Annotated in this window: 23 protein-coding genes; 14 read left to right on the forward strand and 9 right to left on the reverse strand. The window is 60.1% G+C overall.

Annotated features, from left to right (window positions below; translation table 11 throughout):
* Positions 1-31: 31 nt before the first annotated feature.
* A complete protein-coding gene (locus tag B5527_RS09985; protein WP_079607190.1) occupies positions 32-946 on the reverse strand; it encodes a LysR substrate-binding domain-containing protein in 915 nt (304 codons plus the stop codon).
* 141 nt (positions 947-1,087) lie between these two features.
* Between B5527_RS09985 and B5527_RS09990 the strand changes: the two genes are divergently transcribed.
* From B5527_RS09990 to B5527_RS10030, 9 genes are all read left to right on the forward strand, one after another.
* Positions 1,088-1,849: an SDR family NAD(P)-dependent oxidoreductase gene (locus B5527_RS09990; RefSeq protein WP_079601132.1), complete on the forward strand. Its 762-nt coding sequence runs from the start codon at positions 1,088-1,090 to the stop codon at positions 1,847-1,849.
* 24 nt (positions 1,850-1,873) lie between these two features.
* Positions 1,874-2,725, forward strand: a complete 852-nt coding sequence (locus B5527_RS09995) for a transketolase (RefSeq protein ID WP_079601133.1) — start codon at positions 1,874-1,876, stop codon at positions 2,723-2,725.
* Positions 2,722-3,729, forward strand: coding sequence for a transketolase family protein (locus B5527_RS10000; protein WP_172842527.1), 1,008 nt, complete (start codon positions 2,722-2,724; stop codon positions 3,727-3,729). Before B5527_RS09995 ends, B5527_RS10000 begins: the two co-directional genes overlap by 4 nt.
* 60 nt (positions 3,730-3,789) lie before the next feature.
* A complete protein-coding gene (locus tag B5527_RS10005; RefSeq protein WP_079601135.1) occupies positions 3,790-4,668 on the forward strand; it encodes an NAD(P)-dependent oxidoreductase in 879 nt (292 codons plus the stop codon).
* A gap of 37 nt (positions 4,669-4,705) precedes the next feature.
* Positions 4,706-5,725: a TRAP transporter substrate-binding protein gene (locus B5527_RS10010; RefSeq protein WP_079601136.1), complete on the forward strand. Its 1,020-nt coding sequence runs from the start codon at positions 4,706-4,708 to the stop codon at positions 5,723-5,725.
* Between the two features lie 213 nt (positions 5,726-5,938).
* The gene (locus B5527_RS10015) at positions 5,939-7,726 is read left to right on the forward strand and encodes a TRAP transporter large permease subunit (protein ID WP_245332711.1); all 1,788 of its coding nucleotides are present in this window, start codon (positions 5,939-5,941) and stop codon (positions 7,724-7,726) included.
* A 140-nt stretch (positions 7,727-7,866) separates the two neighbouring features.
* Positions 7,867-9,645, forward strand: a complete 1,779-nt coding sequence (locus B5527_RS10020; RefSeq protein ID WP_079601138.1) for a PHA/PHB synthase family protein — start codon at positions 7,867-7,869, stop codon at positions 9,643-9,645.
* A gap of 583 nt (positions 9,646-10,228) precedes the next feature.
* Positions 10,229-12,097: a dihydroxy-acid dehydratase gene (locus tag B5527_RS10025; RefSeq protein WP_079601139.1), complete on the forward strand. Its 1,869-nt coding sequence runs from the start codon at positions 10,229-10,231 to the stop codon at positions 12,095-12,097.
* A gap of 233 nt (positions 12,098-12,330) precedes the next feature.
* Positions 12,331-12,669 (forward strand): hypothetical protein, encoded by a 339-nt coding sequence (locus B5527_RS10030; RefSeq protein WP_079601140.1) that lies wholly within the window; start codon positions 12,331-12,333, stop codon positions 12,667-12,669.
* Between the two features lie 304 nt (positions 12,670-12,973).
* On the opposite strand, the gene B5527_RS10035 is transcribed toward B5527_RS10030, so the two are convergent.
* From B5527_RS10035 to B5527_RS10065, 7 genes are all read right to left on the reverse strand, one after another.
* The gene (locus tag B5527_RS10035; RefSeq protein WP_154072133.1) at positions 12,974-13,648 is read right to left on the reverse strand and encodes a hypothetical protein; all 675 of its coding nucleotides are present in this window, start codon (positions 13,646-13,648) and stop codon (positions 12,974-12,976) included.
* A gap of 277 nt (positions 13,649-13,925) precedes the next feature.
* Complete coding sequence (locus B5527_RS10040) at positions 13,926-15,035, reverse strand: tetratricopeptide repeat-containing glycosyltransferase family 2 protein (RefSeq protein ID WP_079601142.1); 1,110 nt, start codon at positions 15,033-15,035, stop codon at positions 13,926-13,928.
* A gap of 33 nt (positions 15,036-15,068) precedes the next feature.
* Positions 15,069-15,251 carry a hypothetical protein gene (locus B5527_RS10045; protein ID WP_154072134.1) on the reverse strand — a complete coding sequence of 61 codons (183 nt, stop codon included), beginning with the start codon at positions 15,249-15,251 and terminating at the stop codon, positions 15,069-15,071.
* A gap of 59 nt (positions 15,252-15,310) precedes the next feature.
* Positions 15,311-16,063 carry a hypothetical protein gene (locus B5527_RS10050; protein WP_079601144.1) on the reverse strand — a complete coding sequence of 251 codons (753 nt, stop codon included), beginning with the start codon at positions 16,061-16,063 and terminating at the stop codon, positions 15,311-15,313.
* Between the two features lie 77 nt (positions 16,064-16,140).
* Positions 16,141-16,422: a PqqD family peptide modification chaperone gene (locus B5527_RS10055; RefSeq protein ID WP_079601145.1), complete on the reverse strand. Its 282-nt coding sequence runs from the start codon at positions 16,420-16,422 to the stop codon at positions 16,141-16,143.
* 24 nt (positions 16,423-16,446) lie between these two features.
* The gene (locus tag B5527_RS10060) at positions 16,447-17,358 is read right to left on the reverse strand and encodes a glycosyltransferase (protein WP_172842528.1); all 912 of its coding nucleotides are present in this window, start codon (positions 17,356-17,358) and stop codon (positions 16,447-16,449) included.
* Between the two features lie 326 nt (positions 17,359-17,684).
* Positions 17,685-19,043 carry an alpha-1,3-mannosyltransferase family protein gene (locus B5527_RS10065; protein ID WP_245332562.1) on the reverse strand — a complete coding sequence of 453 codons (1,359 nt, stop codon included), beginning with the start codon at positions 19,041-19,043 and terminating at the stop codon, positions 17,685-17,687.
* On the opposite strand from B5527_RS10065, the gene B5527_RS10070 reads away from it, so the two are divergent.
* Positions 18,945-20,021 carry an ANP1/MMN9/VAN1 family protein gene (locus B5527_RS10070; RefSeq protein WP_245332563.1) on the forward strand — a complete coding sequence of 359 codons (1,077 nt, stop codon included), beginning with the start codon at positions 18,945-18,947 and terminating at the stop codon, positions 20,019-20,021. The two genes, B5527_RS10065 and B5527_RS10070, sit on opposite strands and share 99 nt — an antisense overlap.
* Before the next feature lie 194 nt (positions 20,022-20,215).
* A complete protein-coding gene (locus B5527_RS10075) occupies positions 20,216-22,753 on the forward strand; it encodes an autotransporter outer membrane beta-barrel domain-containing protein (protein WP_079601149.1) in 2,538 nt (845 codons plus the stop codon).
* A 94-nt stretch (positions 22,754-22,847) separates the two neighbouring features.
* Here B5527_RS10075 and B5527_RS10080 read toward each other — a convergent pair whose 3' ends face one another.
* A complete protein-coding gene (locus B5527_RS10080) occupies positions 22,848-23,621 on the reverse strand; it encodes a GntR family transcriptional regulator (RefSeq protein ID WP_172842530.1) in 774 nt (257 codons plus the stop codon).
* Between the two features lie 226 nt (positions 23,622-23,847).
* On the opposite strand from B5527_RS10080, the gene B5527_RS10085 reads away from it, so the two are divergent.
* From B5527_RS10085 to B5527_RS10095, 3 genes are read left to right on the forward strand one after another with little or no spacing between them, the layout of a single operon-like run.
* A complete protein-coding gene (locus tag B5527_RS10085) occupies positions 23,848-24,816 on the forward strand; it encodes a TRAP transporter substrate-binding protein (protein ID WP_172842531.1) in 969 nt (322 codons plus the stop codon).
* Positions 24,803-25,321 carry a TRAP transporter small permease gene (locus B5527_RS10090; RefSeq protein ID WP_079601152.1) on the forward strand — a complete coding sequence of 173 codons (519 nt, stop codon included), beginning with the start codon at positions 24,803-24,805 and terminating at the stop codon, positions 25,319-25,321. Before B5527_RS10085 ends, B5527_RS10090 begins: the two co-directional genes overlap by 14 nt.
* Entirely contained in the window at positions 25,318-26,616 is a 1,299-nt protein-coding gene (locus B5527_RS10095) for a TRAP transporter large permease (protein ID WP_079601153.1), read from the forward strand. The genes B5527_RS10090 and B5527_RS10095 overlap by 4 nt, the downstream gene beginning before the upstream one ends.
* Position 26,617 lies beyond the last annotated feature (1 nt).

Consider the following 26,617-nt stretch of genomic DNA (forward strand, 5'->3'; position numbering starts at 1 on the left):
CAATCGGCCTAGCGCAGCGCAGGATCGCCGGTCAGCGATCGACCGCACTGCGCGTTTGGGACTTGCCCTCGGTCGCGGAAAGCTCCGACGTGATCCACTCGGCGAAGGCGCGCACCGCGCGGCGCTGTCGGCTGGCGCGCGGAAAGACGAGATAATGGCCCACGTAGCAGACATCGACTGAACGGCCCTCGAGTGGGGCGACCAGTTTGCCGGTCGCGATTTCACGTTCGGCAAGCCTTGTCGATTCGAGAGCCACGCCAAGACCGCTTGAAGCCATCGCAATGGCAATGAAGCTGCGGTCGAAACGCATACCGTGGATTGCAGGCGACTCAAGGCCGTTGGCCGCGAACCATTGGTGCCACTGAACCCGTTTGACTTCCGACCGGATGAGCACCTCGCCGAACAGGTCTTTCGGCTTGCGAATACTCTTTGCGATGTCCGGAGTGCAAAGTGGAGTAACGGTTTCCTCGCCCAGCGGAACTATCTCGTTTCCTTCGCCTCTCGGCTGACCATAGACAACGTCGACATCGAAATCGTCGTTGCTGAATCGGGCATATTCGGTGCTGGCCGCAAGTCGAACCTCCAGTTTAGGCTCGGCGGCGAGAAACTGAGCCAGACGAGGCGCCAGCCATTGTGCTGCGAAACTGGGTGCGCAGTGCACCCGAAGCAATTGCGGGCCACGGCCAGCAACTTCCTCCATGCCTCGCCTCAGATTGTCGAACGCGGCGCCAGCATGACACATGAGGTTCTCGCCGGCGGGCGTCAACCGGACCGATCGGGCGTTCCGCTCAAAGAGCGTCGTACTCATGGTGCTTTCAAGCTTACGGATCGCGTGGCTTACAGCACTCGGCGTCAGATGGAGTTCGTTTGCAGCATCGCGAAATGAGCCGGTGCGCGCGGCCGCCTCAAAGGCCCGGATCGCCGAGATCGGAACACTGGAGAGCAACATTCGATAAGTGAACCAGATTCATCCATTCAAGACAACTGCGCGTTTGTCCGAGCGCAGGCCACGGCGTAATCGATTTCCCCAACAAGACGGGCTCCAGACAGTGGTGCCTCGGAAAGCAAACCCAATGGGAGGAAAGGCATGCTGCTTCGCGGCAAAACAGCTGTTATTTCGGGTGCGGCCTCGCCGCGAGGGATAGGCCTTGCGACCGCCCGGCGGTTCGTAGCGGAAGGCGCCCGTGTCGCAATCCTCGATATCGACGGCGCCGCTGCAGAAAGTGCAGCGCGAAATCTCAATCCTATTTCGGGAGAGCCGCATGTTGGTCTTGCGTGCAACGTGGCCGACCAGGGTTCCTGCGTGAAAGCCGTCGAGGCCGTGATCGCAGCCTTCGGTCAAATCGACATTCTTATCAACAATGCCGGCGTCACGCAGCCCGTGAAGCTACTTGATATCACAGCCAGCGATTGGGACCGCATACAGGACGTCAACCTGAAGGGGATCCTCTTTCTTTCACAGGCGGTCATTCCGCATATGCGCCGGCGCAAGACTGGATCCATCGCCTGCATGTCTTCTGTCTCGGCCCAGCGTGGCGGCGGCATTTTTGGCGGACCTCACTATTCCGCCGCGAAGGCCGGCGTTCTCGGACTCGCAAAGGCGATGGCGCGCGAGTTCGGGTCCGATAGCATCCGTGTCAATTGCGTAACGCCGGGCCTGATCGGCACCGACATCACCGCCGGCAAACTAACCGACGAGATGAAAGCAAAAATACTCGAAGGCATCCCACTCGGCCGCCTCGGCGATGCCGATGACGTGGCGGGTATTTACACTTTCCTGGCTTCGGACCTCTCCGCCTATGTCACCGGAGCCGTCATCGACGTCAATGGCGGCATGCTGATTCACTGATCGCGCCACATGAGGAAGATATCAATGGAAACAATCACGAAGACATTTGCCAACGCCCCTACACTCGCCGAGCGCGCCCACAACATCCGCCGCAATGCGCTCCGCATGGGTGAGGTGCAGGGTCAAGGCTACATCGCGCAGGCTCTCGACATCTCAGACGTGCTTGCGGCGGCATATTTTCACGCGATGCGCTATCGACCGGACGATCCGACCTGGGAAGGACGAGACCGTTTCCTTCTGTCAAATGGGCACTATGCCATCGCACTCTACGCGGCCTTAATCGAGGCCGGGATCATTCCGGAGGCTGAACTTGAGACCTATGGTTTTGACGAAAGCCGACTGCCGATGTCGGGCATGGCTTCCTACACGCCGGGAATGGAGATGTCGGGCGGGTCGCTCGGCCTGGGTCTGAGCATTGCCGTGGGCATGGGACTTGGATTGAAGCGCAAGGGCTCCACAGCACGGGTCTACACCCTTTTCTCCGACGGAGAACTCGATGAAGGCTCGGTCTGGGAGGCGATCCAGTCAGCAGGGCACCACAAGCTCGACAACCTGATCGCCATTGTCGATGTCAACAACCAACAGGCAGACGGTCCTTCCACGCAAGTCATGGCATTCGAGCCGCTGGTCGACAAGCTGAAGGCGTTCGGCTGGTTCGTACGAAGGGTCGACGGCAACGACCTCGATGCCGTGATCGCGGCTTTCGATGCAGCCAAGGCAGACCCCGAGCCGAGGCCACGCATGATCGTCGCCGACACGCTCATGGGCAAGGGCGTTCCCTTCCTGGAACAGCGCGACAAGAACCATTTCATCCGTGTCGAAGCACATGAATGGCAGCTTGCACTTACAGCACTCGAAGCCGCGAGGCAGTCATGAAATCCGCAACATCGACCCCATCCGGAAAGCCGCGTCTGACCACGTCTGCGATGATCGCATCGATCGCGGCGGATGGACAAAAGACTAAGCCGGCGCCCTTCGGGCACGCCCTGGTCGAACTTGCGCGCAATCGCTCCGATGTGATCGGCATGACGGCCGATCTCGGCAAATATACCGACCTGCATATTTTCGCGAAGGAGTTTCCTGATCGCTTCTACCAGATGGGCATGGCCGAACAGCTTTTGTTCGGTGCAGCTTCCGGGTTGGCGGCTGAGGGGTTCACGCCATTCGCGACGACTTATGCGGTATTCGCATCCCGGCGCGCCTACGATTTCATCCACCAGACGATTGCTGAGGAAGACCGCAATGTGAAGATCGTGTGCGCGCTGCCCGGCCTGACGTCTGGCTATGGACCGAGCCACCAGGCGGCGGAGGATCTTGCGCTGTTCCGGGCCATGCCGAACATGACGGTGATCGATCCCTGCGATGCGCTCGAGATCGAACAGATCGTGCCTGCCATCGCTGCCCATCGAGGGCCGGTCTATATGCGCCTCCTTCGCGGCCAGGTACCCGTAGTCCTTGATGAGTACGACTATAAATTCGAGCTTGGAAAGGCGAAGCTGATCCGCAGCGGCAAAGACGTCCTGATCATCTCGTCTGGCATCATGACGATGCGCGCGCTCGAAGCAGTCAAGATCCTTGCAGATGATCGCGTGCAGGCAGCGGTGTTGCATGTCCCCACGATCAAGCCGCTCGACGCAGAAACGATCCTCCGCGAAGCCTGCCAGCCCGGTCGGCTGGTCGTTGTCGCCGAGAACCACAGCGAGATCGGTGGCCTGGGCGAGGCGGTTGCCGCGCTGCTGATGCGCTCAGGCACCCATCCGGCTTTCCGGCAGATTGCTCTGCCCGACGAGTTTCTCGCCGCCGGTGCACTTCCGACATTGCACGATCGTTACGGCCTCTCCACCAGCGCGGTCACGGCGGCAATCAAGAGCTGGCTCTGAATTCATCTCATCTCGTTCCTGAACAAGGGTGCATCGGGTCAAGCTGCGAAAGGATACGATATGAAGACCATCGCTTTCGTCGGGCTCGGCGCAATGGGTCGGCCCATGGCTCGAAACCTCATCAGGGCCGGGTACGCCGTCCAGGGCTATGACGTGAATCCTGCTGGTCTTGAGGACCTAAAGGCCGCCGGCGGCGTGCCGGCCGGCTCCGCCAAAGAGGCCTTCGCAGGTGCCGGCGCAATTGTGTTGATGGTCGTCAATGCCGCCCAGGCCGAGGCAATACTGTTCTCGAATGGGGCGCTTGAAGCGGCGCCGGCCGAAGCAATCGTTTGCCTCATGGCGACCTGTCCACCGAAGCAGGTCCAGGCCATCGCTGAACGCATCGCGATCACCGGACGGCGTTTCGTCGATTCTCCCGTCTCCGGCGGCGTCGTCGGCGCTACCGCCGGCAGCCTCACGATCATGGCCGCAGCGCCCAAGGACTTGTTCGAGTCGGTACAGCCCATGCTCGAGGCGATGGGCAGCCGCACCCTGCGCGTCGGGGATAAGCCCGGACAGGGCGCCACCGTGAAGACGGTAAACCAGCTTCTCTGCGGCGTTCATATCGTGGTTGCGGCGGAGGCACTCTCCCTGGCCGAGAAGATCGGGGTCGATACCAAGTCGATGCTCGACATCCTGGTCGGCACATCCGCCGGAAGCTGGATGTTGAAGGACCGTGGTTCCCGCATGATTGAAGCCGATCCAGAGGTGACGAGCGCGGTCGACATCTTCGTCAAGGATCTCGGCATTGTGCTCGAAGCTGGCCGCGAGACGAAGGCAGCGCTGCCGATGACCGCGCTGGCCTACCAGCTTTTCAATTCGACCTCCGGCCGCGGCGAAGGTCTCGCAGATGACAGCCAGGTTATCCGCGCCTACCGCGCCCTTAATGGGACCACCTAGCAGCCCGCATCAAAACACAAGACAGGAGGAAACGATCATGACGACCCGCTGTAAGCCGACGCGCCGCGCCCTGCTGGCGGGCGCCGCTGCCTTCCCCTTGCTCACTATGCTCAAATGGCCCGCAAGCGCAGCCGAGTTCGATCTCAAATACGCCACCGGGCAGGACCCGAGCCATCCGGTCAACCTCCGTGCGCAGGAAGCGCTGACCCGAATCCGCGAGGCGACCTCGGGCCGGGTAGACATCAAGCTCTTTCCGGCGAACCAGCTCGGCTCCGACACGGACCTACTCACGCAGGTCCGGAACGGCTCGATCGAGTTCTTCAACCTGTCATCGCTCATCCTGGCGACTCTCGTGCCCATCTCGGGGATCACCAGCGTCGGCTTTGCGTTCAAGAACTACGACGAGGTTTGGGGAGCCATGGACGGTCCACTCGGCGACCACGTCCGTTCCGAGATCGCGAAAACGCCGATCTTCACGGTCTCGAAGATATGGGACAATGGCTTCCGCCACGTGACATCATCGACCCGCGAAATCAGGGGCCCGGCAGACCTGAAGGGCTTCAAGCTGCGCGTGCCGCCAGCGCCTGCTCTAACTTCACTGTTCAAGGCATTAGACGCCTCACCCACGCCAATCAACTTCAACGAAGTCTACACCTCGCTTCAGACCAAGGTGGTGGAGGGACAGGAGAACCCCCTTGCCATTATCGCGACGACACGGCTCTATGAAGTCCAGAAGACCTGCAGCCTGACGGCGCATGTCTGGGACGGCTATTGGGTGCTTGGCAACAAACGCGCTTTCGCTAAGCTACCGGCCGACTTACAAGCAATTATCACCCGCGAACTCGACAAGTCGGCGGGCGACCAGCGGGCCGATATCGCCAAGCTGAGTGACACCCTGAAGGCGGACCTGAAGGCCAAGGGCATCACGTTCATCGATGTCCAACAAGACGACTTCCGGAAGGCGCTCGCCGGCACAAATTTCTATGCTGAGTGGAAGCAGAAATACGGCCCTACTGCCTGGGGCCTTATGGAGAAGGTCTCCGGTAAACTCGGCTGACCAGGCAAACCGCACGCACGCCTTGGGTCTTCAAGACGCGAGCGGGTCCGTTTTTTAATGGAGAAAGCAGTCATCGCCCTAGGAAGTAACAATGAGCGGGAGGAATAGGCCATGAACATTGTCAGTGAGACAAGCGACATTTCGCATTGGGGTGCCGAAGCAGAGCAAGGCAAACCGATTCCGTGGCTCGATCGGCTCAATGACATCGTCGGCATGTTGGTTGAATTTCCGGCCGCGCTGCTGGTCGCGGCTGAGGTCGTTGTGCTCCTCATGGGCGTGATCTGGCGCTACGTTCTGCAAACGCCGCTTGTCTGGTCGGACGAACTCGCCTCAATTCTCTTCCTCTGGCTCGCGATGCTCGGTTCGATCGTGGCGCTGCGGCGCGGCGAGCATATGCGAATGACGGCCATCGTCGGCAAGCTCCCGCCGCATCTGCGCGCCTTCCTCGACCTGATCGCAATCGCGGCCGCGCTCGCCTTCCTGCTTTTCGTTGTGCGCCCGGCCTATGAGTTCGCCGAGGACGAGATGTTCGTTACAACCCCCTCTCTGGAGATTGCCAATTCCTGGCGGGCCGCAGCGTTGCCGATCGGGATTGCGCTGATGATTCTTGTCGGTTTCCTTCAGATATTCCGCTTCGGCCGCTTCTGGACCAGCATCCTCGCCCTCGGGACGGTAGCCGCCGCCGTCGCCATCACCGCGCTGCTGGGGCCCCATCTTCAGGGGCTTGGCAACTGGAACCTGCTCATCTTCTTCGTCCTTGGCGTCGGCTCGATGGTGCTTTTGGGCGTACCCATCGCTTTCTCATTCGGTCTTGCAACCTTCGCTTATCTCGCACTCACGACCTCGACGCCGACCGTCGTCGTTGTGGGACGCATGGACGAAGGCATGAGCCATCTGATCCTGCTCGCCGTACCGCTCTTCGTGCTCCTTGGCCTGCTGATCGAGATGACGGGGATGGCGCGCGCGATGGTCGGGTTCCTGGCGAGTCTTCTCGGTCATGTCCGCGGCGGGCTCTCCTACGTCCTGATCGGCGCGATGTACCTCGTCTCCGGAATCTCAGGCTCGAAGGCTGCCGACATGGCGGCTATCGCCCCGGTCCTTTTCCCGGAGATGAAGCGGCGCGGCGCGAAGCCGGGCGACCTCGTAGCACTGCTTTCAGCCACGGGTGCCCAGACTGAGACCATCCCGCCTTCGCTCGTGCTGATCACCATCGGCTCCGTAACGGGCGTCTCGATAGCGGCGCTCTTTACCGGTGGGCTCCTGCCGGGCGTCGTGCTCGGGGTGACTCTCGGGGCACTGGTCTGGTGGCGCTACCGTAATCAGGATCTGTCCGGGGTGCGTCGCGCCTCTGGTCGCGAGATTGGCAAGTCATTCCTGATCTCGCTTCCTGCGATCGCCCTCCCGTTCATCATCCGGGCGGCAGTGATCGAGGGCGTCGCGACCGCGACCGAGGTGTCCACGATCGGCATCGCCTATACGGTTTTAGCCGGGCTTCTGGTTTATCGACAGTTCGACTGGAAGCGCATTTATCCCATGCTGGTGGACACAGCCTCGCTCTCCGGATCCATTCTGCTCATCATCGGGGCTGCAACTGGCATGGCCTGGGCCCTCACCCAATCCGGCTTCTCGAGTCTGCTTGCCGATTCCATGAAAGCCCTGCCCGGGGGCACCCCAACTTTCCTCGCCGTCTCGATCCTCGCCTTCGTCGTGCTCGGCTCCGTCCTCGAGGGAATTCCGGCTATCGTGCTCTTTGGCCCCTTGCTCTTTCCGATAGCGCGACAGGTCGGCGTGCACGAAGTGCATTATGCCATGGTCGTGGTTCTGGCGATGGGCATCGGCCTGTTCGCGCCACCATTCGGTGTAGGTTATTACGCGGCCTGCGCGATCAGCCGCATCAACCCGGATGAAGGAATGAGACCGATTGTCGGCTACATGATCGCACTTTTCATCGGCACCATTATCGTCGCTGCTGTACCGTGGATATCAATCGGTTTCCTGTAAAACAGCCTCGGACGAGGAATGTCCATCATCAGCGGTCGTCGAACGGGTAATAGCAAAGCCGGTGCCGGCACTGGCATGACGGAGAAGGCAGCAGATAGATCGTCGGCCCGCATATGAGGAACGAGAAAGGGGAGTCTGCCATGACTGACAGCAAAATGGCCGCGCCTTTGGATCCCGCTGTTCTGGCGGAACGATTTCAGACGCTGGCGACCAAGAGCCAGGCTGCCGCACAGGGATTTCTCGTCGACCGACCAGACGTCGCCAATATCGGCATGGGCGATCCGGCCAAGATCGGTCAAGCCTTCTTCGAGCTGACAACCAGGCTCGCGGCCGATCCACGACCGATCGCGCGCGCGCAACTCGAGCTTTGGGAGCAGAGCGTCAGCCTGTGGACGCGGACATTGCGACATCTGCTCGGCGGCGAGCCACCGCCGGTGGGCGCACCGGACAAACGCTTCAAACACCCTGAATGGGCCGAGAACGCTGTATTTAGCTATATCCGCGACAGTTATCTTCTTTCCGCTCGTGCTATCCTCTCTGCCGTCCGAGGCGTCAAGGGGCTTGATGAGGAGACATCCAGGAAGGTCGAATTCTATACGAAGCAATTCGTCGATGCGTTGGCGCCCTCCAATTTTGCAGCGACAAACCCTGAAGTGTTATCGAAGACGTTTGAGACAGGCGGTGAGAACCTGCTCAGCGGCCTGACGAATTTGCTTAACGACCTGCAGCGCGGAAAGGGCCGCCTCAGCGTTACTATGACGGATATGAATGCGTTCCGGCTCGGCGAAAATATTGCGACGACGCCGGGCAAGGTCGTTTTCCAGAACGAAATGATTCAACTCATCCAGTACACCCCGACGACAGAGCAAGTATTTCAAACGCCTCTGTTGATCATTCCACCGTGGATCAACAAATTCTACGTCCTCGATCTCCAGCCAAAGAATTCGTTCATCCGCTGGTGTGTCGAGCAGGGGCACACGGTCTTCGTGATTTCATGGATCAATCCGGACGCACGTCTGCGAGACAAGAGCTTCGAGCACTACATGCTTGAGGGCGCCATCGCGGCGATGGCGGCAGTCGAGAAAGCCACTGGCGAGCGTGCGGTGAATTGCGTCGGATATTGTCTTGGCGGAACGCTGCTCGCATCGACGCTCGCTTATCAGGCAGCCAAAGGCGACGATCGCGTCAGGAGCGCGACCTACTTCGTCACGCTCGTCGATTTCGTGGAGTCCGGCGACATGTCGGTCTTCATCGACACCGAGCAACTTGCGGCGCTCGAAGCGCGCATGAACGAGAAGGGCTACCTTGATGCGCAGGACATGGCGACCTCATTCAACATGTTGCGCGCGAATGATCTCATCTGGTCGTTTGTCGTAGGCAACTATCTGCTCGGCAAGGAGCCGGTTCCATTTGATCTTTTGTATTGGAATTCAGATGCGACGCGCATGCCTGCGGCAATGCACTCGTTCTACCTGCGCAACATGTATCAGGAAAATAATCTGGCCAAGCCTGGAGGCATCACTCTCGATGGCACGCCAATCGATCTGCGGAAAATCACAACGCCGTCCTTTATTCTCGGTACAAAGGAAGATCACATCGCACCCTGGAAATCCGCTTATCGGGCAACGCAATTCTATGCTGGTCCGGTTGAGTTTGTGTTGTCAGCGTCAGGCCACATGGCCGGTGTGATTAGTGCACCCGGTTCAAAATATGGCCACTGGACGAATTCGTGGAATCCCGCGACGGCCGAGGAATGGTTCAAAACTGCGACCGAGCGCCGGAGTTCGTGGTGGCCTCACTGGAACGAGTGGGTGGTGAGGTTCTCAGGTGGACAAGTTGCGGCCCGAACGGCCGGCGAGGGCTTGTCGGTCATCGAAGACGCTCCGGGATCCTATGTAAGGGTTCGCTCTGACGCATAGGCGGAAACACCGGCCCGCGTCCATTTGAAAAAAGGACTTTCTTGGGAACGCCTGGTTTTGGAAGCCTCAAATCGCAAAATTCCCTGTTGGCAGGGAATTCGCGTGGAGACGGGGCTATCAACACTGCGTCGCCAGCCAGGCAGTCTGAGTTTGAGAGAATTTCCTTCTTTGGATGAGAAAGGCGCCAAACGCGGGCTTTTCTCGTCGGCAATAGTCTCTGGAGGCCGACTTTCGAACTTTTTGGGTCGAGAATTCCCAAAAGTCTCCGGCCGAATCCAGGAAAACTGGCGTTTTCTGAAGACTCGCCCTGGAGACCCTAGAATAAACCCACTGCATGGTAGGAGCGGCAGTGTGATTGCCACCATGGGGGTGGCCGTTGCGCTGTTTACAGGTGACGTGGTGATGTGTTGATGGTTGCAGCCGCGCTCTGTATGGCTTTGCATTCTCAACGTCGCAGCAGACGTCCGGCTGGGGGACCAATCAGAAGGTCCGGCCCATGCGCCTGAATCAGGTGACAAACCTCAGCGGGGCGTACTCTACGTATTGTCGATCGAACAAGACGCTCGCTTGAAAGGAACTCGCCGTGACAAAATCGAAAGTCGTAATCATAGACCGCCATCCGGGACGCTCGGCCCAAACCATCGGGGTTGCGCGAGAACTTGGCACCGATCAGGATCTGATCCATGAGCCGTCGGTTGGCGTGGTCGGCACCAAGGGCGACAGCCAGTGCTATATGGGTGTTGCGGCGAAGGTCGATGCGATCCACGCGAGCCTCAAGCGCCGCATCGGCAAAGGCGCGGGCCAGCTGAAGCTGCGCCTGGTCCAGCCGGAATATACCATCGCGACGTCAGACGGCATCCGCAACGGCACGCGCGAAATGCGGTATTCGCTGATCGGGCGTGAAGTTACTCACGATGCCCTCTGCGAACATCTGAGTGCCACCGGGCTCGCCGGCACCATCGCCGTCGTTGCCTGCGACAAGCCGCCGGTTGGCGCGTTGGCCGCCTTGCTCGAGCACAATCAACCCGCGATCATCATGTCGGATGGACCGATCCATCCCGGCACTGACCCGAACACCGGCGAGAAACTTGACATCGTCAGCGCCTATCAGGTCGCCGGCAATCCCGACGCCGAATACCGCCATCACATCGCCTGCCATGCCTGTCCCGGTTACGGCAGCTGCGGCGGCATGTTCACCTACAACACCATGCAGACCTTCATCGGCGTCGTCGGCATGCAGCCTCTGCACATGGTGGCCCCGCCGTCCGACGATCCCCGCCGCCTCAATGAATTCCCGCACCAGTTGGTCGAGTACCTCGCGCAGATGATGGCGCGGGGCCTGAAACCGCGCGACATTGTTGTGCGCGATTCGATCCGCAACGCCGTCATCGTCGCGATGGCGATCGGCGGCTCGACCAACGTCACGCTGCATGCGCCGGAGATCGCGCGCGCCGCGGGCTACGCGGACTTCTGGAAAGAGGTCATGACCCCGGCCGAATTCAATCATCTGTCACAGTATGTCGTTCCCGTCCTCACCGACGCCCGACCTTACGGCAAGTATTCGATGGTCGACATCGACCAGGTCGGCGGCGTGCAGGTGATCGTCCGTGAACTGCTGGAGGCCGGACTGCTCAATGGCGAAGTGATGACCTGCACCGGCGAAACGTTGGCCGAGCAGGTTAAGCGCCTCGGCACCAGGACCGCCGATGGCAAGGTGATCTATTCCGTCGCCAGGCCCTATAAGCCGACCGGTGGCCTGCGCGTTCTCGGCGGCAACCTGTCGCCGGAATTCTCGGCAATCCTGAAGCTTGCTGGTGTTGAAGGCGGGCTGGAGAACAATCTGTTCCGTGGCAAAGCGTGCGTGTTTGAAGGCGAGCAAGACCTACTTACGGCGCTCGACAAGACACCCGGCCGGTTCCATAACAACGACATGATCATTGTACGATACGAGGGTCCGAGCGGTGCGCCGGGTATGCCGGAGATGCTCGATCCAACCTCGCGCATTACCACGCTGTGCCGTGAGCGGGGAATCGTGGTGGCGCTGATGACCGACGCGCGGTTCTCTGGCGGATCGGTCGGCCTTGTCATCGGCCACGTCGGCCCTGAAGCTGGCCTTGGTGGACCCATCGCCTTCGTTCAGGACGGTGACGAGATCGTCGCGGATTTAGACAAGAACGAGCTCAACTGCACGGCGCTGGTAGATCCTGCCATTCTCAAGCAGCGTAAGGCGGCCTGGGACATGGTGGTGGCGGCTAATGGCGGAGTCCACCCGAACTGTGGCGACGCCGACACTCGCCTGTTGCACCGCGCGCGGCTGACCGCCGTGCCAGCTACACGCGGTGCCGGCTTGCACCCGAATCGTGAGGTCTGGGTACGCCAGCCGCGTGAAGCAACCCGTTCGGGCTTCGTGCCGAAGAACAAGCACCGGCCGGAGACGAAAAACGCCACTTAGAAAGCCACCGATCGGCGAGGTGGGGGCCGGGTTGGCAAGAAGCTCGCGGCCATCTCGTCGGGGAAGATAGTACCCCGAGCGTGGCATCGGGGATGCGGGGGACGTGATAGTGAATAGTCCGTCCTTGGCGGCGGACGTACCGTCGATCCTGATGGATGTCTGTTAGCGGGGAGGGCGGACATGAGCAAACCCGCTGCCACCTACGACAGTGAACCTTGCGGATCTCGAATCTGATGGACGAAGACAACCCGATCGACGAGATTTCACGGATCGAAGCGCAGCTTGAGGAGCTTGCCGAGGTCTCCGAGCGATGCCGAAAGATTATATTGGTTTCCAAGGCGGCAATCGCCGGCGGCGTCGCATTGCCGCTCTTTATGGTGCTCGGCCTATTCGGATCCAATCAGGTCGCCGCCGTCGGATCGATTGCCGTTGTGCTAGGCGGAATCGTGTCGCTCGGATCGAACGTCAGTACGTTGCGACAGACGATGGCCGCCATGAGGGCCGCCGAAGTGCTCCGTTCGGATCTGATCAGCAGGATCGACCTTCGAGTGGTTGGTGACAGGAGATTATGAAACGGATTTGACGTAGCGTGCGGGGAAGAACATCCCGCATCGGGCGGGGGCATGCGGCGCAAGCCGATGACTGTTTTTGAGGGGTAAGAACTGACAAGGGCACGTCGCCAGCCGGTGGCCACAAATGACCCAAACTCGGCATCGCACACGGAGAAGGCACGCTATTTTTTGTTGAAGTGGATGATTCCATCCCAGGCGTCGGCCGGGGGCTCCAGTACAGACCCGACGACGCGGCCTAGTCTAGACCCAGCCCGGACCTTGTATTCGACCACGCTCCCGCCGGCCACGCGCGATATCTTCACAATTATTGAGCCTCGGCCCGTGTGCGCTCGACCAGAACGCGCGCGATCGTCCGGAAGGCATCGAATTCCGCGGCCAGATCGCTGATGCCCAGCGAGTCTTTGTAGCTGCCGCAGCTTTCGCTCGAAAACATCCACGTGCCGCCGCCAGGGTTCACCTCGAGCAAAAAGAGCCGTCCGGTGACTTTTTCACGCACGATGTCGCAAGCTTGCAGCGCGACCTCGGGCATCGCGCGATGGGCATCCGCGGCGAGCTTCAGCAAGTCCGGTTCGCGGGTAGTGAAGGTGATGCGATCCGGCGGTGCCGGGAGGTATTCGTGCTGCTCAAAGACATCCTTTGCCGGATCCAGATTCAGCAGTTTGGTCGACTGGCGGCAATAGGTGAAGATCGGCTCGCCGAATATCGTGAGGACCCGGCAGGACATCGGGTATCCACAGTCAATAAATTTCTGCGCGAACATCGGCGCCTGCCGCCCCGGGTGCCATTCCGGAAACTCGGCGGGAGCCCGATAGCGCAGCGTTGATGTTCGATACAGCTCAATGCCCTGCCCGAAGGAAGCGAACGAGTAGGATGGCTTCACCAGGACCAAGGGGCCGTAGTCGTCGGCAGACAATCGCGTGTCCGGACCGATGACCTCGAAAGCCGGAATCGGCAGTCCAGCCGCCGCCAGCCGGCGCATTTCGTCAATCTTGGACATCGGCGTGCCTGCATACAGTTTGCCACGAGCAGGTTTGAAACTCAAAAGCCGGATCGGAGAGAAGATCAGGGTTGGCCGCGAGGCAGCGCGCTTGCGGGTGATCGAGGAGGGGATATCGTTTGACGCAATGAATACGGCGATATCCGGCGCAAGAGACTCGACGTGATTCTTGATCATTTCGAAGTCGGCGCGGTCCTGCCATCGATTGCTGTGTACCAGAACGAGATTCTTTTCCGTAACGGATGCCATGACACGATTCTCAGGCCTTAAGCCTCTGTTGCTGCAGCAAGGCTGCGCGCGCCTTGATGCGGTATGAGACGTTGTCCGGTGCGGCAGCGGCAGCCCTCAAGAAATGTCTCGAAGCCTCGGCGAACAGACCAAGCCGAAAGGCGGCAACGCCGGCGAGATCATTGGCAAATTCCTCGAATATGCGCTGATCGAATGCCAAAAGTCCGTCGGACAACGCGTCGGTATCTACGGAGAGCAAATCTTCCGCAATTCGCCACGCCGTTTCGAATTCGCCCGCATTGAGTCTATCGCGCGCCGCGATGAACCAAAGCGCGTGGTCGTCAGGAACCGCAGCGAGCCCTTCAGCGATCAACGCCGACGGGTCCTGCCCGCGCTCCAGATAAGTACGGGCGAGGAATTGGAAAATCATGCTGGCGTTGGCCCGCTGCTTTTCGGAAGGACGTTGCTGCGCGGCCTGCACACCCTGGCGTGCGACCGCTAGAGCTTCGTCGACCCGGCCGATGGCTGCCAGGGATTCGGCAAGATGGTACCAATAGTAAACCCGGTTCGGATCGTCTTCGATGGCCTGCCGCAGAAGAGGAATGTTGCGGGCTGCCTTGTGCGCCTGATCGCCCTCATAACCCAGATGATCCAGGCCGATCGCCGTCCGTGCGATCGAAAGCCTATCGCGTTCGGGGATACGATCGATCGCCGGCAAGATGGACTCATGGATCTTGCCGGAAAATCTCAGGCGGGTGTCGCGGCGGAAAAGCCTTGGCTCCCGGTAGCTGGTATAATTGAGCTTCGGCTTGAACCGTACATATGCTGCAATCGCGTCGGGATCGAGAAATTCGGCAACGGGGCGGTCGCCCGGCGTATGCAAGCGCTCGTCGGCATCAATGTAAAGGATCCAGTCGGCGGTAACTTCCTCGAGCCCCCGATTGCGCGCAGCCGCGAAGTCGTCGTTCCATTCGAAATGGAAAACGCGCGCGCCGAAGGTCCTGGCGATGGACAGCGTGTTGTCTACGGAACCGGTGTCAACGATGACGACATCGTCGACTTTTCCCCGCAGTGAAGAAAGACAACCCGGAAGAAACCGTTCCTCGTCGCGGACGATCATGGCCGCGGCGACAGATATCATCCGACTTACCCGCTCGGAGCACCGATAAACGTATCAGTAGCTATTGCCGGCAAGCGATACCGGCCCGGCCACCCGCGTGCCGTCGATCGGAAAGGATATGACCTTCGGTGGTTCATATCGGGAGATTTTTCCCAAACGCTGAACCGTCTTCACCACGGATGCATCGACGCCCGCCATCGTGTCATCTGACTGCCTTGAAGCGAGGGTCTGGGACATCAGCGTCTCCGCAATTTGCCATTCGAACATACAGCTATCATAACATTGCGTTTACCGCATCAAGCTGAGGCACGCAAGTTGGTGGCCTCAAGGGTCTCGACGACGCGGCCGACGGCGCCCTCAAGAGCTCCCAACTCCAGATGAAACAGGCAGGGAGCGGCGACAATGGCGCGCAGCAGCGAAACGTGCCGCGCCGTGAGGGGTAAGGCCGAGGAGAAAAGCTGCAGAGCGCGGCCAAAGGCTTCGTCTGAACTGGTGCGGCGTATCGCGGAAAGCACCGAATCGACGTTTTCGAGAAAGAAGACCGCGTCGACTTTGCCCGCGGCAATGCTCCATTCTCGTCCCCATCGCCTCGGATCGACGGCAAAAAACGCTTCCAGACCATCGACCGCAAGCGACGGGGCCCCGTCGAGCTGATGCGCAAGGCAAGAGTGGCGCCACACCAGCGACTGCGGGACCCGCAGGGTCCGCGGATGAGCGGCAACTCCGTCCGACCTGATAAAAACTCGCGCGTCCCCCTCAAACGCCCACCCCGCTGACAGCAGCCCTAATGCGAGCGTCGTTTTGCCGGATTTTCGTCCTCCGGTGAACAGGACGCGTTGGCCGCCGGGCGACACCAGCAGTGCAGCAGGCAGGCTGACCGCATCAGCTTCGTCGGCGCGGGCGCAGTACTCGACAAAGTAATCGAGGTGCTCGGTGACGTAGCGAAGAGTGCCTTCCAGGCCGCGTCCAAAAGGCAATCGCGCTCTGAAAAATTCCTGATTACGTTCGATGTTCACGATCTGCGGCGCAACGGCAGCGCCATCGATCACGGGACTAGCCTCAACATACCGCAAAAGCGATGCTTCGGGCTGCCCCGCGATCCGAAATTCGCGCCGGAGGGTTCGGACTACAATATCCCGCACGTTTCGATCAAACCTTCGGAGAGAAGCGAAGCCAGGCAATCTCGGACCGGATCGATCGGCGTTTGCGGCAGGCTGAACGTCCGTTCGATCACTTCCGCGATTTCGAGCGCGGTCAGAACGCCGGTACAGAGTTCCAGAACGATGGCCGCGGTCGGATTGAGAAAATGGACGCGGTCTTTGGCCTTGTTATAGACGATGTAGCCGTCCACCACTTCGTCTTGATCGAAGCCCCCGGTCTTGCGGTAGCGATCGTCTTCTCCAACCATGCAATGCGCTCCTTCCAAGGCTCCTCACCCGCAGCATTCGTGTAACAAGGCCGCAAGTCGTGGGACGACAACTTCGCGTGAATATTGCCGGGTGACGGAACGGTAACCGAGCTTTCCCCGTCGGTCACGTTCGCGTGGATTAGAAAGCGCATCGGCGCAGGCCGTTACGAAGTCCGAAGGACGCCGGCATATCCACCCCCAGGGCCGCCGCGGCGTAAACAGCCCGGCCGCAGCCTGGGGGCTTGCAACCGTGGGCACGCCAAAAGCTGCCGCCTCAAGAACCTTGATGCGCGTGCCGCCACCCGCCTGCATCGGCGCGATCAGCAGACTGGCCCTTCGATAGACTTCAGTGAGATCGTCGACAAAGCCAAGGACGCGAATGTCCGGATGCCGAGCCAATGCGCGCACTGCCGACGGCGGGTTTGCCCCGGCGATCGTAAGCCGACAACGGCCGAATCTTGCCCTAAGCCGCGGCATGATCGTCCTGGCAAACCACTGGATGCTATCGGCGTTTGGCTCATAGCCCAATGAACCAACAAAGAGAATGCTGCGGCCGTCTTCGATACGGGGCGCATGGCGCGGAATCTTTACCGCATTCGGAACGGTTTCGAACCTCACTTCCGGGTGGCGCCTTGCCAGATTTTCACACTCCCGAACACTCGCCGCGAACGCGCGCTGCAATCTGCCTGCCATAGCGGCAATCAATCCGTCGCAGGCGTGTCCCTCCTGGTCGAGCCAGTCGGCGAGAAAACAATCTCCGCTGCGTCGGGCAACCGCCGCCCGGCTGGCAAAGGACGCGCGGTCGTCTTCATCGAGGTCGAGCGTCATGGGCGTTGTTTCAGGCAGGAAGCGAGCAAGGGGTATCATGTAGCTGCGGCCGATATGGACGAGGTCGTAGCGTCGTTCGCCGGCAAGATCCCTGATGTTCTCCGCCACGCGGACCGTCAACGCGCTGGCGATTGACGGTTTCCCGTAGGCCCTGAAGGTTTGAAGGCGTGCCGCGGGATCCGCAACCCGCGACAGCAGCGTATAGTGGGTGTCCGGTCGCCGGTCCCAGGGGACGCGCGACAGGCGCAAATCAAGACATTGGAGGAACGGTGTGTTTTCAACGCCGCCTCCAGCGACCGGGACCACCGCAAGATCAACATCGGCCCATCGGGTAAGCGCCTCCGCAAAGACACCCATGCGCATGGCGAGCCCGTTGCCCGTGAGGGCTGGAAGCGTAGGAGCGATGAAGAGCACCCGTGGTCTGGCGATGCGCATCAATTGTCAAGATCGGCGGCTACGGTGTAGCGGCCTGGCATCGGCCAGTTGGCGCGGTCCGCCCTGAGATCGGCGTTTCGGGGTTCGCGCCGTAATTCGCTTGCGATTGCATCGAGCACTTGTTTCTCCACAAATCCGCAGCGCCCGGAAATCGCGGCGAGCGCATCCCCGATGCCGGGCTCGAGCGCTGCGACCAGGCCGAGCGCGGCTGAAATCTCGACACGCCGCCTCATCCAGACCGGGTTGGGAAAGCCGGCGGCGGACAGAATCTCCTCGGTGAGCGACCGAACATTGTCATTCGTCGGCGCCGGGGGTGTGCGCTCTTCCGTCAAATAGACTTCGCCGTCGCCTTTCGCCGCGCGTCCGCTCCATCCGTTCGATTCCTGACGGAGCCGCCAAAAGGGGCAAAAGGCGTCGCTGATCACGAGTTCGATCGCACTGCCGGTTTCCTCGCAGTGCCAATTCATTGTCGCGGCGGCGCGCCCTGCGCCAATTTCGGACTCCGGCAGCAACTCAAGACGCGCGGGTTCTTCACCGGGCCGGCGCAAATGAAAGAGGCGTGCCGCGGCAAGGCCAGCCTCGGCTTCACGTGCGCGGAGGCTGCGCAGTGGCGGCGTAAAGACCAGACCGTTCCATTGCGCGCGCAGGGTCGCCAGTGCAGCCAGGCAGTCCTCTTCGAGTTCAGCTTTCGGCAGCTTTACCTGGGGATCCGCGTAGCGCCACTTGGCACCGGTGCGATGCTGAAAAAGGACCTCGCCGGCCATGTTCCTCTGAAAGAGACAGAACGGCACGTCACTGAAAGGGCGATGGGGAACGAGCGCGTAGGCTGATTCCGTTAGAAGCAAGCCCAGCAGGAACGTGTCTTTGTCGCCGTACAAGAGCTGGTAGTAGTACGCTGAGTGCTCATTCAGATGCAGCGCTATTTGCAACCCACGCCAATGTCGGGCCTTGTGAATCAAGAGCTGCCCGGATTCGACGGCAGGACAGGTGCGCGATTTCAGGTCGCAGGCGTCCCAAATCGGATTCGTTTCCAGGATATCCCCGCAATCGGGCCAAAGCACCGCACCGGTTCGGCGATAGTCATCCCATTTAAAGAGTTCGGCTGGATCGCCCAACGGGACCTGGTCGGCGTCAAGCATCAGAACGTGCTCGAACCGGCACCACATCAGCGCATAAGCCTTCAACTGCCAACCGTTCTGGACCCGGGCCGGCAGCGAGGTGAGAACCGCTTCGGCATCGACTGTGTCGGCTCCGAGGTCATGAAGCAAAAGCTTCATGCGCGCCGACATTTCGCCCCTGCCGAAGTGCCAGACTTCGATGGGCAGCGTGCAGCCATGTGTGACGCGAAGGAGATGCACCAGGACGTAGGCATTGGTGAAAAAGCTTGGCCCTCCGGCGCATATCAAGATACCCGTCCCGGAGAAATGGTCCGAGGGATAGGGTTGAAGTCCGCCAAGGCGCTCTTTAAGAAGCCTCTTGTAGTCCTCGCGCGCCGCCTTCATCATCTCAAAATGACCCAAGTATCTGCTTACGGAGGAATCTTGGTAGCAGAATCGGCCGCCAAACCGTCGCCCGGCGCGACGCCGAATGTCCTTATCGTGACCCCTCTCAAGGATGCGCGGCACCACCTCCACCGCTACGTCGAGAACCTTGAGGCCATCGAATACCCGCGACAATACCTGTCCATAGGGCTGCTGGAAAGCGACAGCCGTGACGATACATGGGCGGCCCTGGAAGGGCTGCTTCCAAGGTTGCAAGCGAGGTGTCGCCGCGTCACGGTCATCAAGAGGGATTTCAATTTTCGCCTGCCGCCCGGCGTTCCCCGCTGGACGACGGCTTTTCAGCGTGTCCGCCGCTCGGTACTCGCTCGATCCCGCAATCAGCTGTTGTTCAGGTCGCTGCAGGACGAGGATTGGGTACTTTGGCTCGATGTCGACGTCGTTTCCTATCCGAAGGGACTGATCCGCCAATTACTCGCGTTTGAGCTCGACATACTTCATCCGCATTGTGTGCAAACGCCGGGCGGCCCGACTTTCGATCGCAACGGCTGGGCCGATCACGGGCGCAAATTACTTGAAGACTTTCGCGGCGCCAACGAACCGGTCCGGCTGGACGCCGTCGGAGCGACAATCCTGCTGGTCAAGGCCGACTGCCACCGGGACGGACTCATCTTTCCGCCGTTTCCTTACGGCCGGCCGAGCGAACTCATTCGTCCAGCCAACGGATTCTGCGGTGCGGGCGAAATCGAGAGCGAGGGTCTGGGCGTGCTTGCTCAGGACATGGGGTATCAATGTTGGGGTTTGCCTGATTTCGAAGTCCTGCATGCGCCGGACTGACGCTTCAATCTGAGCCTCAGGCAGGCGCGACATTTCCAGTTATTGCTGATCGTAGTATTTTTGCCACGGTACCCAAAATATTCGAGAAACGATTGAACCTCGCCTTCAAACTTGTTGATCGGCCACCGAAATCGTAGCGTTATCACCGTCCTATGCATTGATATCGCGCCCGTGGGAAATGTGACGAATTGACTATGCCCTGGGCTCGATTTCTCTCGCTGCTGTCCACGAGTTCTGTGGCTGCGCTCATGATCGGCGGCAGCGGAAATCCAGCCCACGCCGGGCCCGCACCCACGTCATGTACTGCCGCTGGGTCAGCCGGTTACGACAACCCGGCTTCAACCAGGATTCGGTGCATTGCCGCCGTTGGCCATTCCATCAACGGAAATATCACGAATGAGGGCACGCTCAGCGAGAACGGTCCCTCTCCCTCCATCGTCCTGATCCATACGACGCTTCAGGGATTTATCGACAATTCCGGTACCATTAATTCGTTTGTTGAGCTCACAAACGGCAGCACCGTTACCGGTGGCTTCACCAACAGCGGCACGGCCGGGGGTATTCAAGTAGACAACGGGTCGACCCTGTCGGGCGGCATCTTCAACAGCAGCACCGGAAGATTGTCCGAAAACGGGCCGGTTATTATTCTTAACGGGACCGTTTCAGGCGGCATCACCAATGCGGGCCTGATTTCAAGCAATAACGGCGCAGGCATTCAAATTAACGGGACTTTCTCCGGCGGAATCAGTAACAGCGGTACAATTTCGGGTACCGCGGGTATCGACGTTTCCAACTCAACCGGCGTCAGCATATTCAATTCCGGAACCATCACGGGCACTTGGGGAACGGCGATCTCGTTTGGATCTGGAACCAACACTTTGACGCTGGGGCCCGGATTCTCGATCAGCGGATATGTGTTTGGCTCGGGCGGCGACACGCTGCAGCTCGGTGGTATCGGCAACGGAGCATTCGACCTCAGCACGATAGGTGACAATACCCAGCAGTATCAGGGCTTCACCACCTTCAACGTGATCGGCGGCACCTGGACCGTGAACAATACTTATGCACAGTCTGATCCGTGGACGGTGCAGAGCGGCACACTGCTGGTGAACGGCGATCTCTCGGCGGCTTCGAGCCTGACGGTGAGTAGCGGGATACTTGGTGGTACCGGTACCGTCGGCAATACCCAGATCAATTCCGGAGGCACCTTTGCGCCCGGTACACCTGGCGTGCCCGGCACGTCGATGACGGTATCCGGCAATCTCGCGTTCCAGTCGGGCGCGCTCTATCTGGTGCAGCTCAATTCGAGTTCATCAACGATGGCCAACGTCACCGGCACGGCCTCGCTCGCCGGCAACGTACTGGCGGTATTCGCACCCGGCAGCTATGTAACCAGGCAATACGACATCCTGCATTCGGCCGGGCTTGACGGCACGACATTCGCAGGACTTGGCGGTAACGTGCCGGCAGGCTTTACCGCCAACCTGAGCTACACGCCGACCGACGTGTTCTTGAATCTCACCGGCACGCTCGGCTCGAACGGCGGGCTCGGCGGTAATCAGCAACGCGTCGCCAACGGATTGAACAATTTCTTCAATGGCGGCGGCGCGCTGATACCAAATTTCGTGCCCATTTTCGGACTGAGCGGGGGCAATCTGACGGCCGCGCTTTCGCAATTGTCCGGTGAAGTTGCGACCGACAGCCAGCAGGGTGCGTTCCAGCTCATGAACCAGTTCCTCGGAGTCATGGTCGATCCATTTGCCAATGGCCGCGGCGGCGGTCCGGGCGGAGGCGCAACCGGCTTTGCGCCGGAGCAGACATCGAGCTTGCCGCCCGACATCGCGCTCGCCTATGCCTCGGTGCTCAAGGCGCCGCCTGCCAATGCGACCACGCCAACCGATCGGCGCTGGAACGTCTGGGGTCAGGCCTATGGCGGCTACAACACCGCCAACGGCAACCAGGCACTTGGCACGAACAATGTGACGGCGGGCACTTATGGCGTTGCCAGCGGCGTCGACTATCGCGTCACGCCTGACACGCTCGTCGGCTTCTCGCTCGCCGGCGGCGGCACCAATTGGAGCCTTGCGCAGGGGCTTGGGACCGGCAGAAGCGATGCGTTACAGGCCGGCATCTACGGCACCACGTGGTCCGGACCGGCCTACATCTCGGCCGCGCTCGCCGTCGCCAGCTACGAGATGACGACCAACCGCGTTGCGCTTGGCGACCAGCTTACCGCGAATTTCAACGCGCAAAGCTATGGCGGACGGCTTGAAGGCGGCTATCGCTATGGCATGGCAGGCTACGGCGTCACGCCCTATGCAGCATTGCAGACGCAATGGTTCCACACGCCGAATTACCAGGAAACCGATCTGACCGGTGGCGGCTTTGGCCTCGCTTACAATGGCATGACTGCGAACGACACGAGGAGCGAACTCGGCACGCGCATCGATTATCTGCAACTGGTCGATGGCATGCCACTCTTGTTGCGCACGCGCGTCGCCTGGGCGCACGACTGGGTCAGCAATCCCTCGCTCACGGCTACCTTCCAGGATCTTCCCGGCGCGAGTTTCATCGTTAACGGCGCCGGGGTGCCAAGCGACTCCGCGCTCATCGTCGCCGGCGCGGCGCTGCAGTTGAACAAAAACCTGTCGCTGGAGGTGAAGTTTGACGGTCAGTTCGCCGACACCTCGCAGATCTACGCCGGCACCGGCACTGTTAGATACGCCTGGTGAGAGTGCGAGCTTCCAGATCGATGACAGCTTGACTACCTTCCTGATTGTGCCCGCGTCAAAACAGCAGGTGTGTTCGGATTGGTAGTTCCTGAATTCAGGTTCTGGGTATGCGGGCGTGGACGTTTACACTGAGCTGGTACACTTCTGGCAGGAGGTGGTGCATAGTGCGTTCGATCGCGACATCTTGCGCGTCGTAGGAAATGCGTTCCAGCGAAAGCAGAGGGGTTGTCGGCGAGACTACGAGATGGGCTGCCAAGGCCGCGTCCGGAAGCTCGGTGCTAATATTGAATGATGCACGAAATGGCTCGATGCCAAGCTTCTCCCGTAGAATTTGATAGACGCCATTCTCCGCAGCATCGGCTCTACCCACGCGCTCACCGAGAAAGGCGGGCATCGTGATCTGCAGAAAGCCGTGAGGCGTGCCCGCGGTTTGGTAGATTCGTTCATAAACAAGTACGCTGCTCGATGTGCTGAAGCATTTGGGCACCTGTTTCCCGGTGGCCCATTTGAAATCAACCAGGCTCGCGGATACCGGTTCGCTTGAACTTGCGAACGCATCCATGAACGGGCCGAGGCGATCGATCTCATAGGTGATCCGTGGTTTAGGCCGGGCGAGAAACGTTCCCTTTCCCTGCCTGCGGATCAACAAGCCGCGCTCGACCAACGTTTGAATCGCGCGCCGCACCGTGACACGGCTAAGCCCATAGCTTTGGCAAATCGCCTCCTCCGTCGGAATTTGCTGGCCGGAGGAATAGGTCGACAGGAATTCCGATTTCAGCCGATCGCTGAGCTGCTCGTGGAGAGCGCGCGGGTTCCCGCGCTCGAGTTCGAAGGATTCATGGACTGGAGGGATTGACTCAATTTCCATAGTCATCTCATATTGTATCTAATACGTCATATAACATCTTTCACTGCCAAGAAAAAGCCGGCGTAAGCCTGCGCGGCAGGGGGCCTGGGAGGGACAAATGGCTCATCGGGATTTCCGTTGCACAGACCATGCTAGGATTCCCGATCTTCCGGGCAAGACGAGGGCCGAGCCCACCCCTCCCTGGGATAAGCGGCGCCTATTGCTCGGCGGGATAGGCGCCTGCGTAATGCTTGCGATCGCCAGCGGTCCCATAAAATCCGAGGAGAATTACACGCTGCGCCTGGCGAGCTGGGGAGCTCCGACTGCGGCGCAGGTGGTCGACTTTACTTCGACATTCAAGGATGAGGTTGAGAAGGCGAGCGGCGGACGCATCAATGTCCAAACCTTTCCCGCAGGCTCATTGGTCAATGAGCGCGCGGTGCCGACAGCAATCCAGTCGGGGGTCGTCGACATTTCACTGACGACGATGGGAAGTTGGTCTTCGATCGTGCCCACCGCCGGTGCGCTTAACACGGTATTTTTTCGACCAACCGCGGAAAATTTCGACAAAGTCATCGGCCCGGGCACCGGGCTCTTCAAGGCTCTGGACGACGACATGGCCAGTCATGGCGTCCGGCTGCTGGCCGCGCTGTACAACGGGCCGGTGGTCGTGGTTTCCAAGACGCCGATGAAGTCGCCGGACGATTTCAAAGGCAAGACAGTTCGGGTATTCGACCGTCTCACGGCCGAAATTGTGCAGTCACTGCGTGGCGCCCCTTCGACGATCGAGGTTGCGGATGTTTATCCGGCATTACAACGTGGCACCGTTCAGGCGGCGATCGGCGGACTGGAAGGGGCTATCGGCCTCAAGGAATACGAGGTCGGAAAATATCTGTTGGCCAGCAACGGCGAATTCGGTCTGTTGCTGACAGGCTACGTCATGAACCGGAAGTCGCTCGAGGCGCTTCCGGCGGACTTGCAAAAGATAGTTCTCGATAGTGCCTACAATGCAAGCCGGCACGCCACGCAGGCCATGATCGAGTCTTATGCAAAGGAACTCGGTCAGATGCAGGCGCACGGCATGACCGTGACAACGCTCAGCCCGGACACGGTCGAATACAAGCAATTCGCCGATGCGCTGGAGCCGCTGGCCAGGACACAGGAGGAGCGCTTTCCGAAGGAATTGATCCGCCAGGTGCTCGATGCCCAGCGCTGAGACCGATGAGCAAGCAGGCCGCGCAGGTCTCGCGTCCAGTCTCACGGCCGCAACGCGTTGGATCTGCTACTTCAGCATCTTTCTTATCCTGCTTCTGCCGGTACCCGTGCTTTACGAGGTAATCGCCGATCAGTTCGACCAGCCTCCGGTCTGGGTATTCGAGACCACGGGCTATGTGATCATCATGATTGCCTTCGTGGCATCCGGATACGGCCTGAGCACGGGACACCACTTCCGCGTTGCGTTGCTTTCGGAAAAAATTCCGGCGCTGGCAAAGCCGCTTGCGACGCTGTCGGGTGTTCTCGAGGCGCTGTTCGGACTGATCCTGCTGATCGCCGGCGCGATGCAAGCCTACGGAGCGCTCGAGCAGGATTTGCGTTCGGACACGCTGCTGCAGGTGCCGCAATTCTGGCCGATGCTCGCCTTTCCGATCGGCGGGCTTGCAATCCTTTTGCAGGGACTGTCCCACATCATCGTGCCGCGGGTTCGAGGCTTCCGGTCATGAGTCTGGCCGCTGGATTATCCTTCGTCCTGATAACCCTCGTGATGTTCGGGCTAATGGCGCTCGGCATTCCGATCTTTGTTTCGATCGGGCTGGCCGCGTTCGCAGGTCTCGCCATGATCTTCGGCCCGCTGCACGCGATGGTCGATTTCACCTCGTTCCTTTGGCAGAGCCTCAATAATTTCGAGCTCGTAACCATTCCGCTGTTCGTCCTGACCGCGATGCTGGTCGAGGAATCCAAGATCGGCGACGAGCTGTTTGCCTGCGCGAAGGCGTGGATCGGCTCGGTACCCAACGGCCTTGGCGTCGCCGTGATCCTGACTTGCGCGATCTTCGCCAGCATTACCGGATCGAGTCCGGTTACCGCCGTCACGGTCGGGCTCATTGCGCTCCCCGCACTCGCCCGTGAAGGATATCCGGACAGCCTGCGCGGCGCGCTGATCGCCGGAGGCGGCACGCTCGGCATTTTGCTGCCGCCCAGCCTGCCGTTAATTATTTACGGCGTCCTTACCCAGACTTCGATCGGGAGTCTGTTCATGGCGACAGTTTTTCCGGGGTTGCTGCTGACGGCGATGTTCTCGGTTTACGTGCTGCTGGTGCATCGTCCCGCCGTTCGTGCCCGGTCGCATTCGATGCAGGAACGGCTGCAGGCGCTCTGGAGCGCATTGCCGATCATCGTTCTTCCCGCGTTCATCATATTGTCGATCTACCTGGGATGGGTCACTCCGACCGAAACCGGCGCCGTCGCGGTGGCGTACGTGCTTGCGCTCGGCCTGATCCGAGGCCGGCTGGATGTTTCAAGGATCCTGCGCGCCGGACGCTCCGCCGCGCTGACGACCGCGATGCTGCTGCTGATCTTCGGGACCGGCTCCGTGTTCGCGCGCTACAGTGCCATGCTTCAGCTTCCGCAGCATATCGCGTCCGCGGTGGGCGGAGTGCCGGGCGGACCGTTGATGGTGTTCACCGCGATCGTGGTAACCGATTTGGTTCTCGGCACTTTCCTGGAATCCGGTGCCTTGACGATTCTGACCATTCCGATCTTCTTTCCGATCGCGCAGGCTATCGGGCTCGATCCCGTGCAGTTCGGCGTGATGATCGCGGTGAATCAGGAAATCGCCCAGATCCATCCGCCGACGGGTCTCAATCTCGTGACCGTGTCGTCGATATCCGGCATCCCGTTGACGCGGATGATGGTCAGCATCCTACCGTTCATCGCGATCGAACTGGTCATGATCTATCTTCTCTACTTTTTCCCGCAACTGACGCTGTTCCTGCCTGCCCATATGAGCATGCATTGAA

Origin of the sequence: Bradyrhizobium erythrophlei, assembly GCF_900129425.1 — a bacterium.
Taxonomy (GTDB): Bacteria; Pseudomonadota; Alphaproteobacteria; order Rhizobiales; family Xanthobacteraceae; genus Bradyrhizobium; species Bradyrhizobium erythrophlei_C.

What these genes read in the sequence shown, in the direction of transcription:
- B5527_RS10055 (WP_079601145.1), bottom strand. Translation starts at nt 16,422, where the DNA reads ATGGTTGGAGAAGACGATCGCTACCGCAAGACCGGGGGCTTCGATCAA.
- B5527_RS10080 (WP_172842530.1), bottom strand. Translation starts at nt 23,621, where the DNA reads ATGGAAATTGAGTCAATCCCTCCAGTCCATGAATCCTTCGAACTCGAG.
- B5527_RS10075 (WP_079601149.1), top strand. Translation starts at nt 20,216, where the DNA reads ATGCCCTGGGCTCGATTTCTCTCGCTGCTGTCCACGAGTTCTGTGGCT.
- B5527_RS10085 (WP_172842531.1), top strand. Translation starts at nt 23,848, where the DNA reads ATGCTTGCGATCGCCAGCGGTCCCATAAAATCCGAGGAGAATTACACG.
- B5527_RS10045 (WP_154072134.1), bottom strand. Translation starts at nt 15,251, where the DNA reads ATGTCCCAGACCCTCGCTTCAAGGCAGTCAGATGACACGATGGCGGGC.
- B5527_RS10070 (WP_245332563.1), top strand. Translation starts at nt 18,945, where the DNA reads ATGAAGCAAAAGCTTCATGCGCGCCGACATTTCGCCCCTGCCGAAGTG.
- B5527_RS10095 (WP_079601153.1), top strand. Translation starts at nt 25,318, where the DNA reads ATGAGTCTGGCCGCTGGATTATCCTTCGTCCTGATAACCCTCGTGATG.
- B5527_RS10005 (WP_079601135.1), top strand. Translation starts at nt 3,790, where the DNA reads ATGAAGACCATCGCTTTCGTCGGGCTCGGCGCAATGGGTCGGCCCATG.
- B5527_RS10090 (WP_079601152.1), top strand. Translation starts at nt 24,803, where the DNA reads ATGCCCAGCGCTGAGACCGATGAGCAAGCAGGCCGCGCAGGTCTCGCG.
- B5527_RS09990 (WP_079601132.1), top strand. Translation starts at nt 1,088, where the DNA reads ATGCTGCTTCGCGGCAAAACAGCTGTTATTTCGGGTGCGGCCTCGCCG.
- B5527_RS10010 (WP_079601136.1), top strand. Translation starts at nt 4,706, where the DNA reads ATGACGACCCGCTGTAAGCCGACGCGCCGCGCCCTGCTGGCGGGCGCC.
- B5527_RS10035 (WP_154072133.1), bottom strand. Translation starts at nt 13,648, where the DNA reads ATGCGCCGGCTGGCGGCGGCTGGACTGCCGATTCCGGCTTTCGAGGTC.
- B5527_RS10020 (WP_079601138.1), top strand. Translation starts at nt 7,867, where the DNA reads ATGACTGACAGCAAAATGGCCGCGCCTTTGGATCCCGCTGTTCTGGCG.
- B5527_RS09995 (WP_079601133.1), top strand. Translation starts at nt 1,874, where the DNA reads ATGGAAACAATCACGAAGACATTTGCCAACGCCCCTACACTCGCCGAG.
- B5527_RS10040 (WP_079601142.1), bottom strand. Translation starts at nt 15,035, where the DNA reads ATGATATCTGTCGCCGCGGCCATGATCGTCCGCGACGAGGAACGGTTT.
- B5527_RS10015 (WP_245332711.1), top strand. Translation starts at nt 5,939, where the DNA reads ATGTTGGTTGAATTTCCGGCCGCGCTGCTGGTCGCGGCTGAGGTCGTT.
- B5527_RS10000 (WP_172842527.1), top strand. Translation starts at nt 2,722, where the DNA reads ATGAAATCCGCAACATCGACCCCATCCGGAAAGCCGCGTCTGACCACG.
- B5527_RS10030 (WP_079601140.1), top strand. Translation starts at nt 12,331, where the DNA reads ATGGACGAAGACAACCCGATCGACGAGATTTCACGGATCGAAGCGCAG.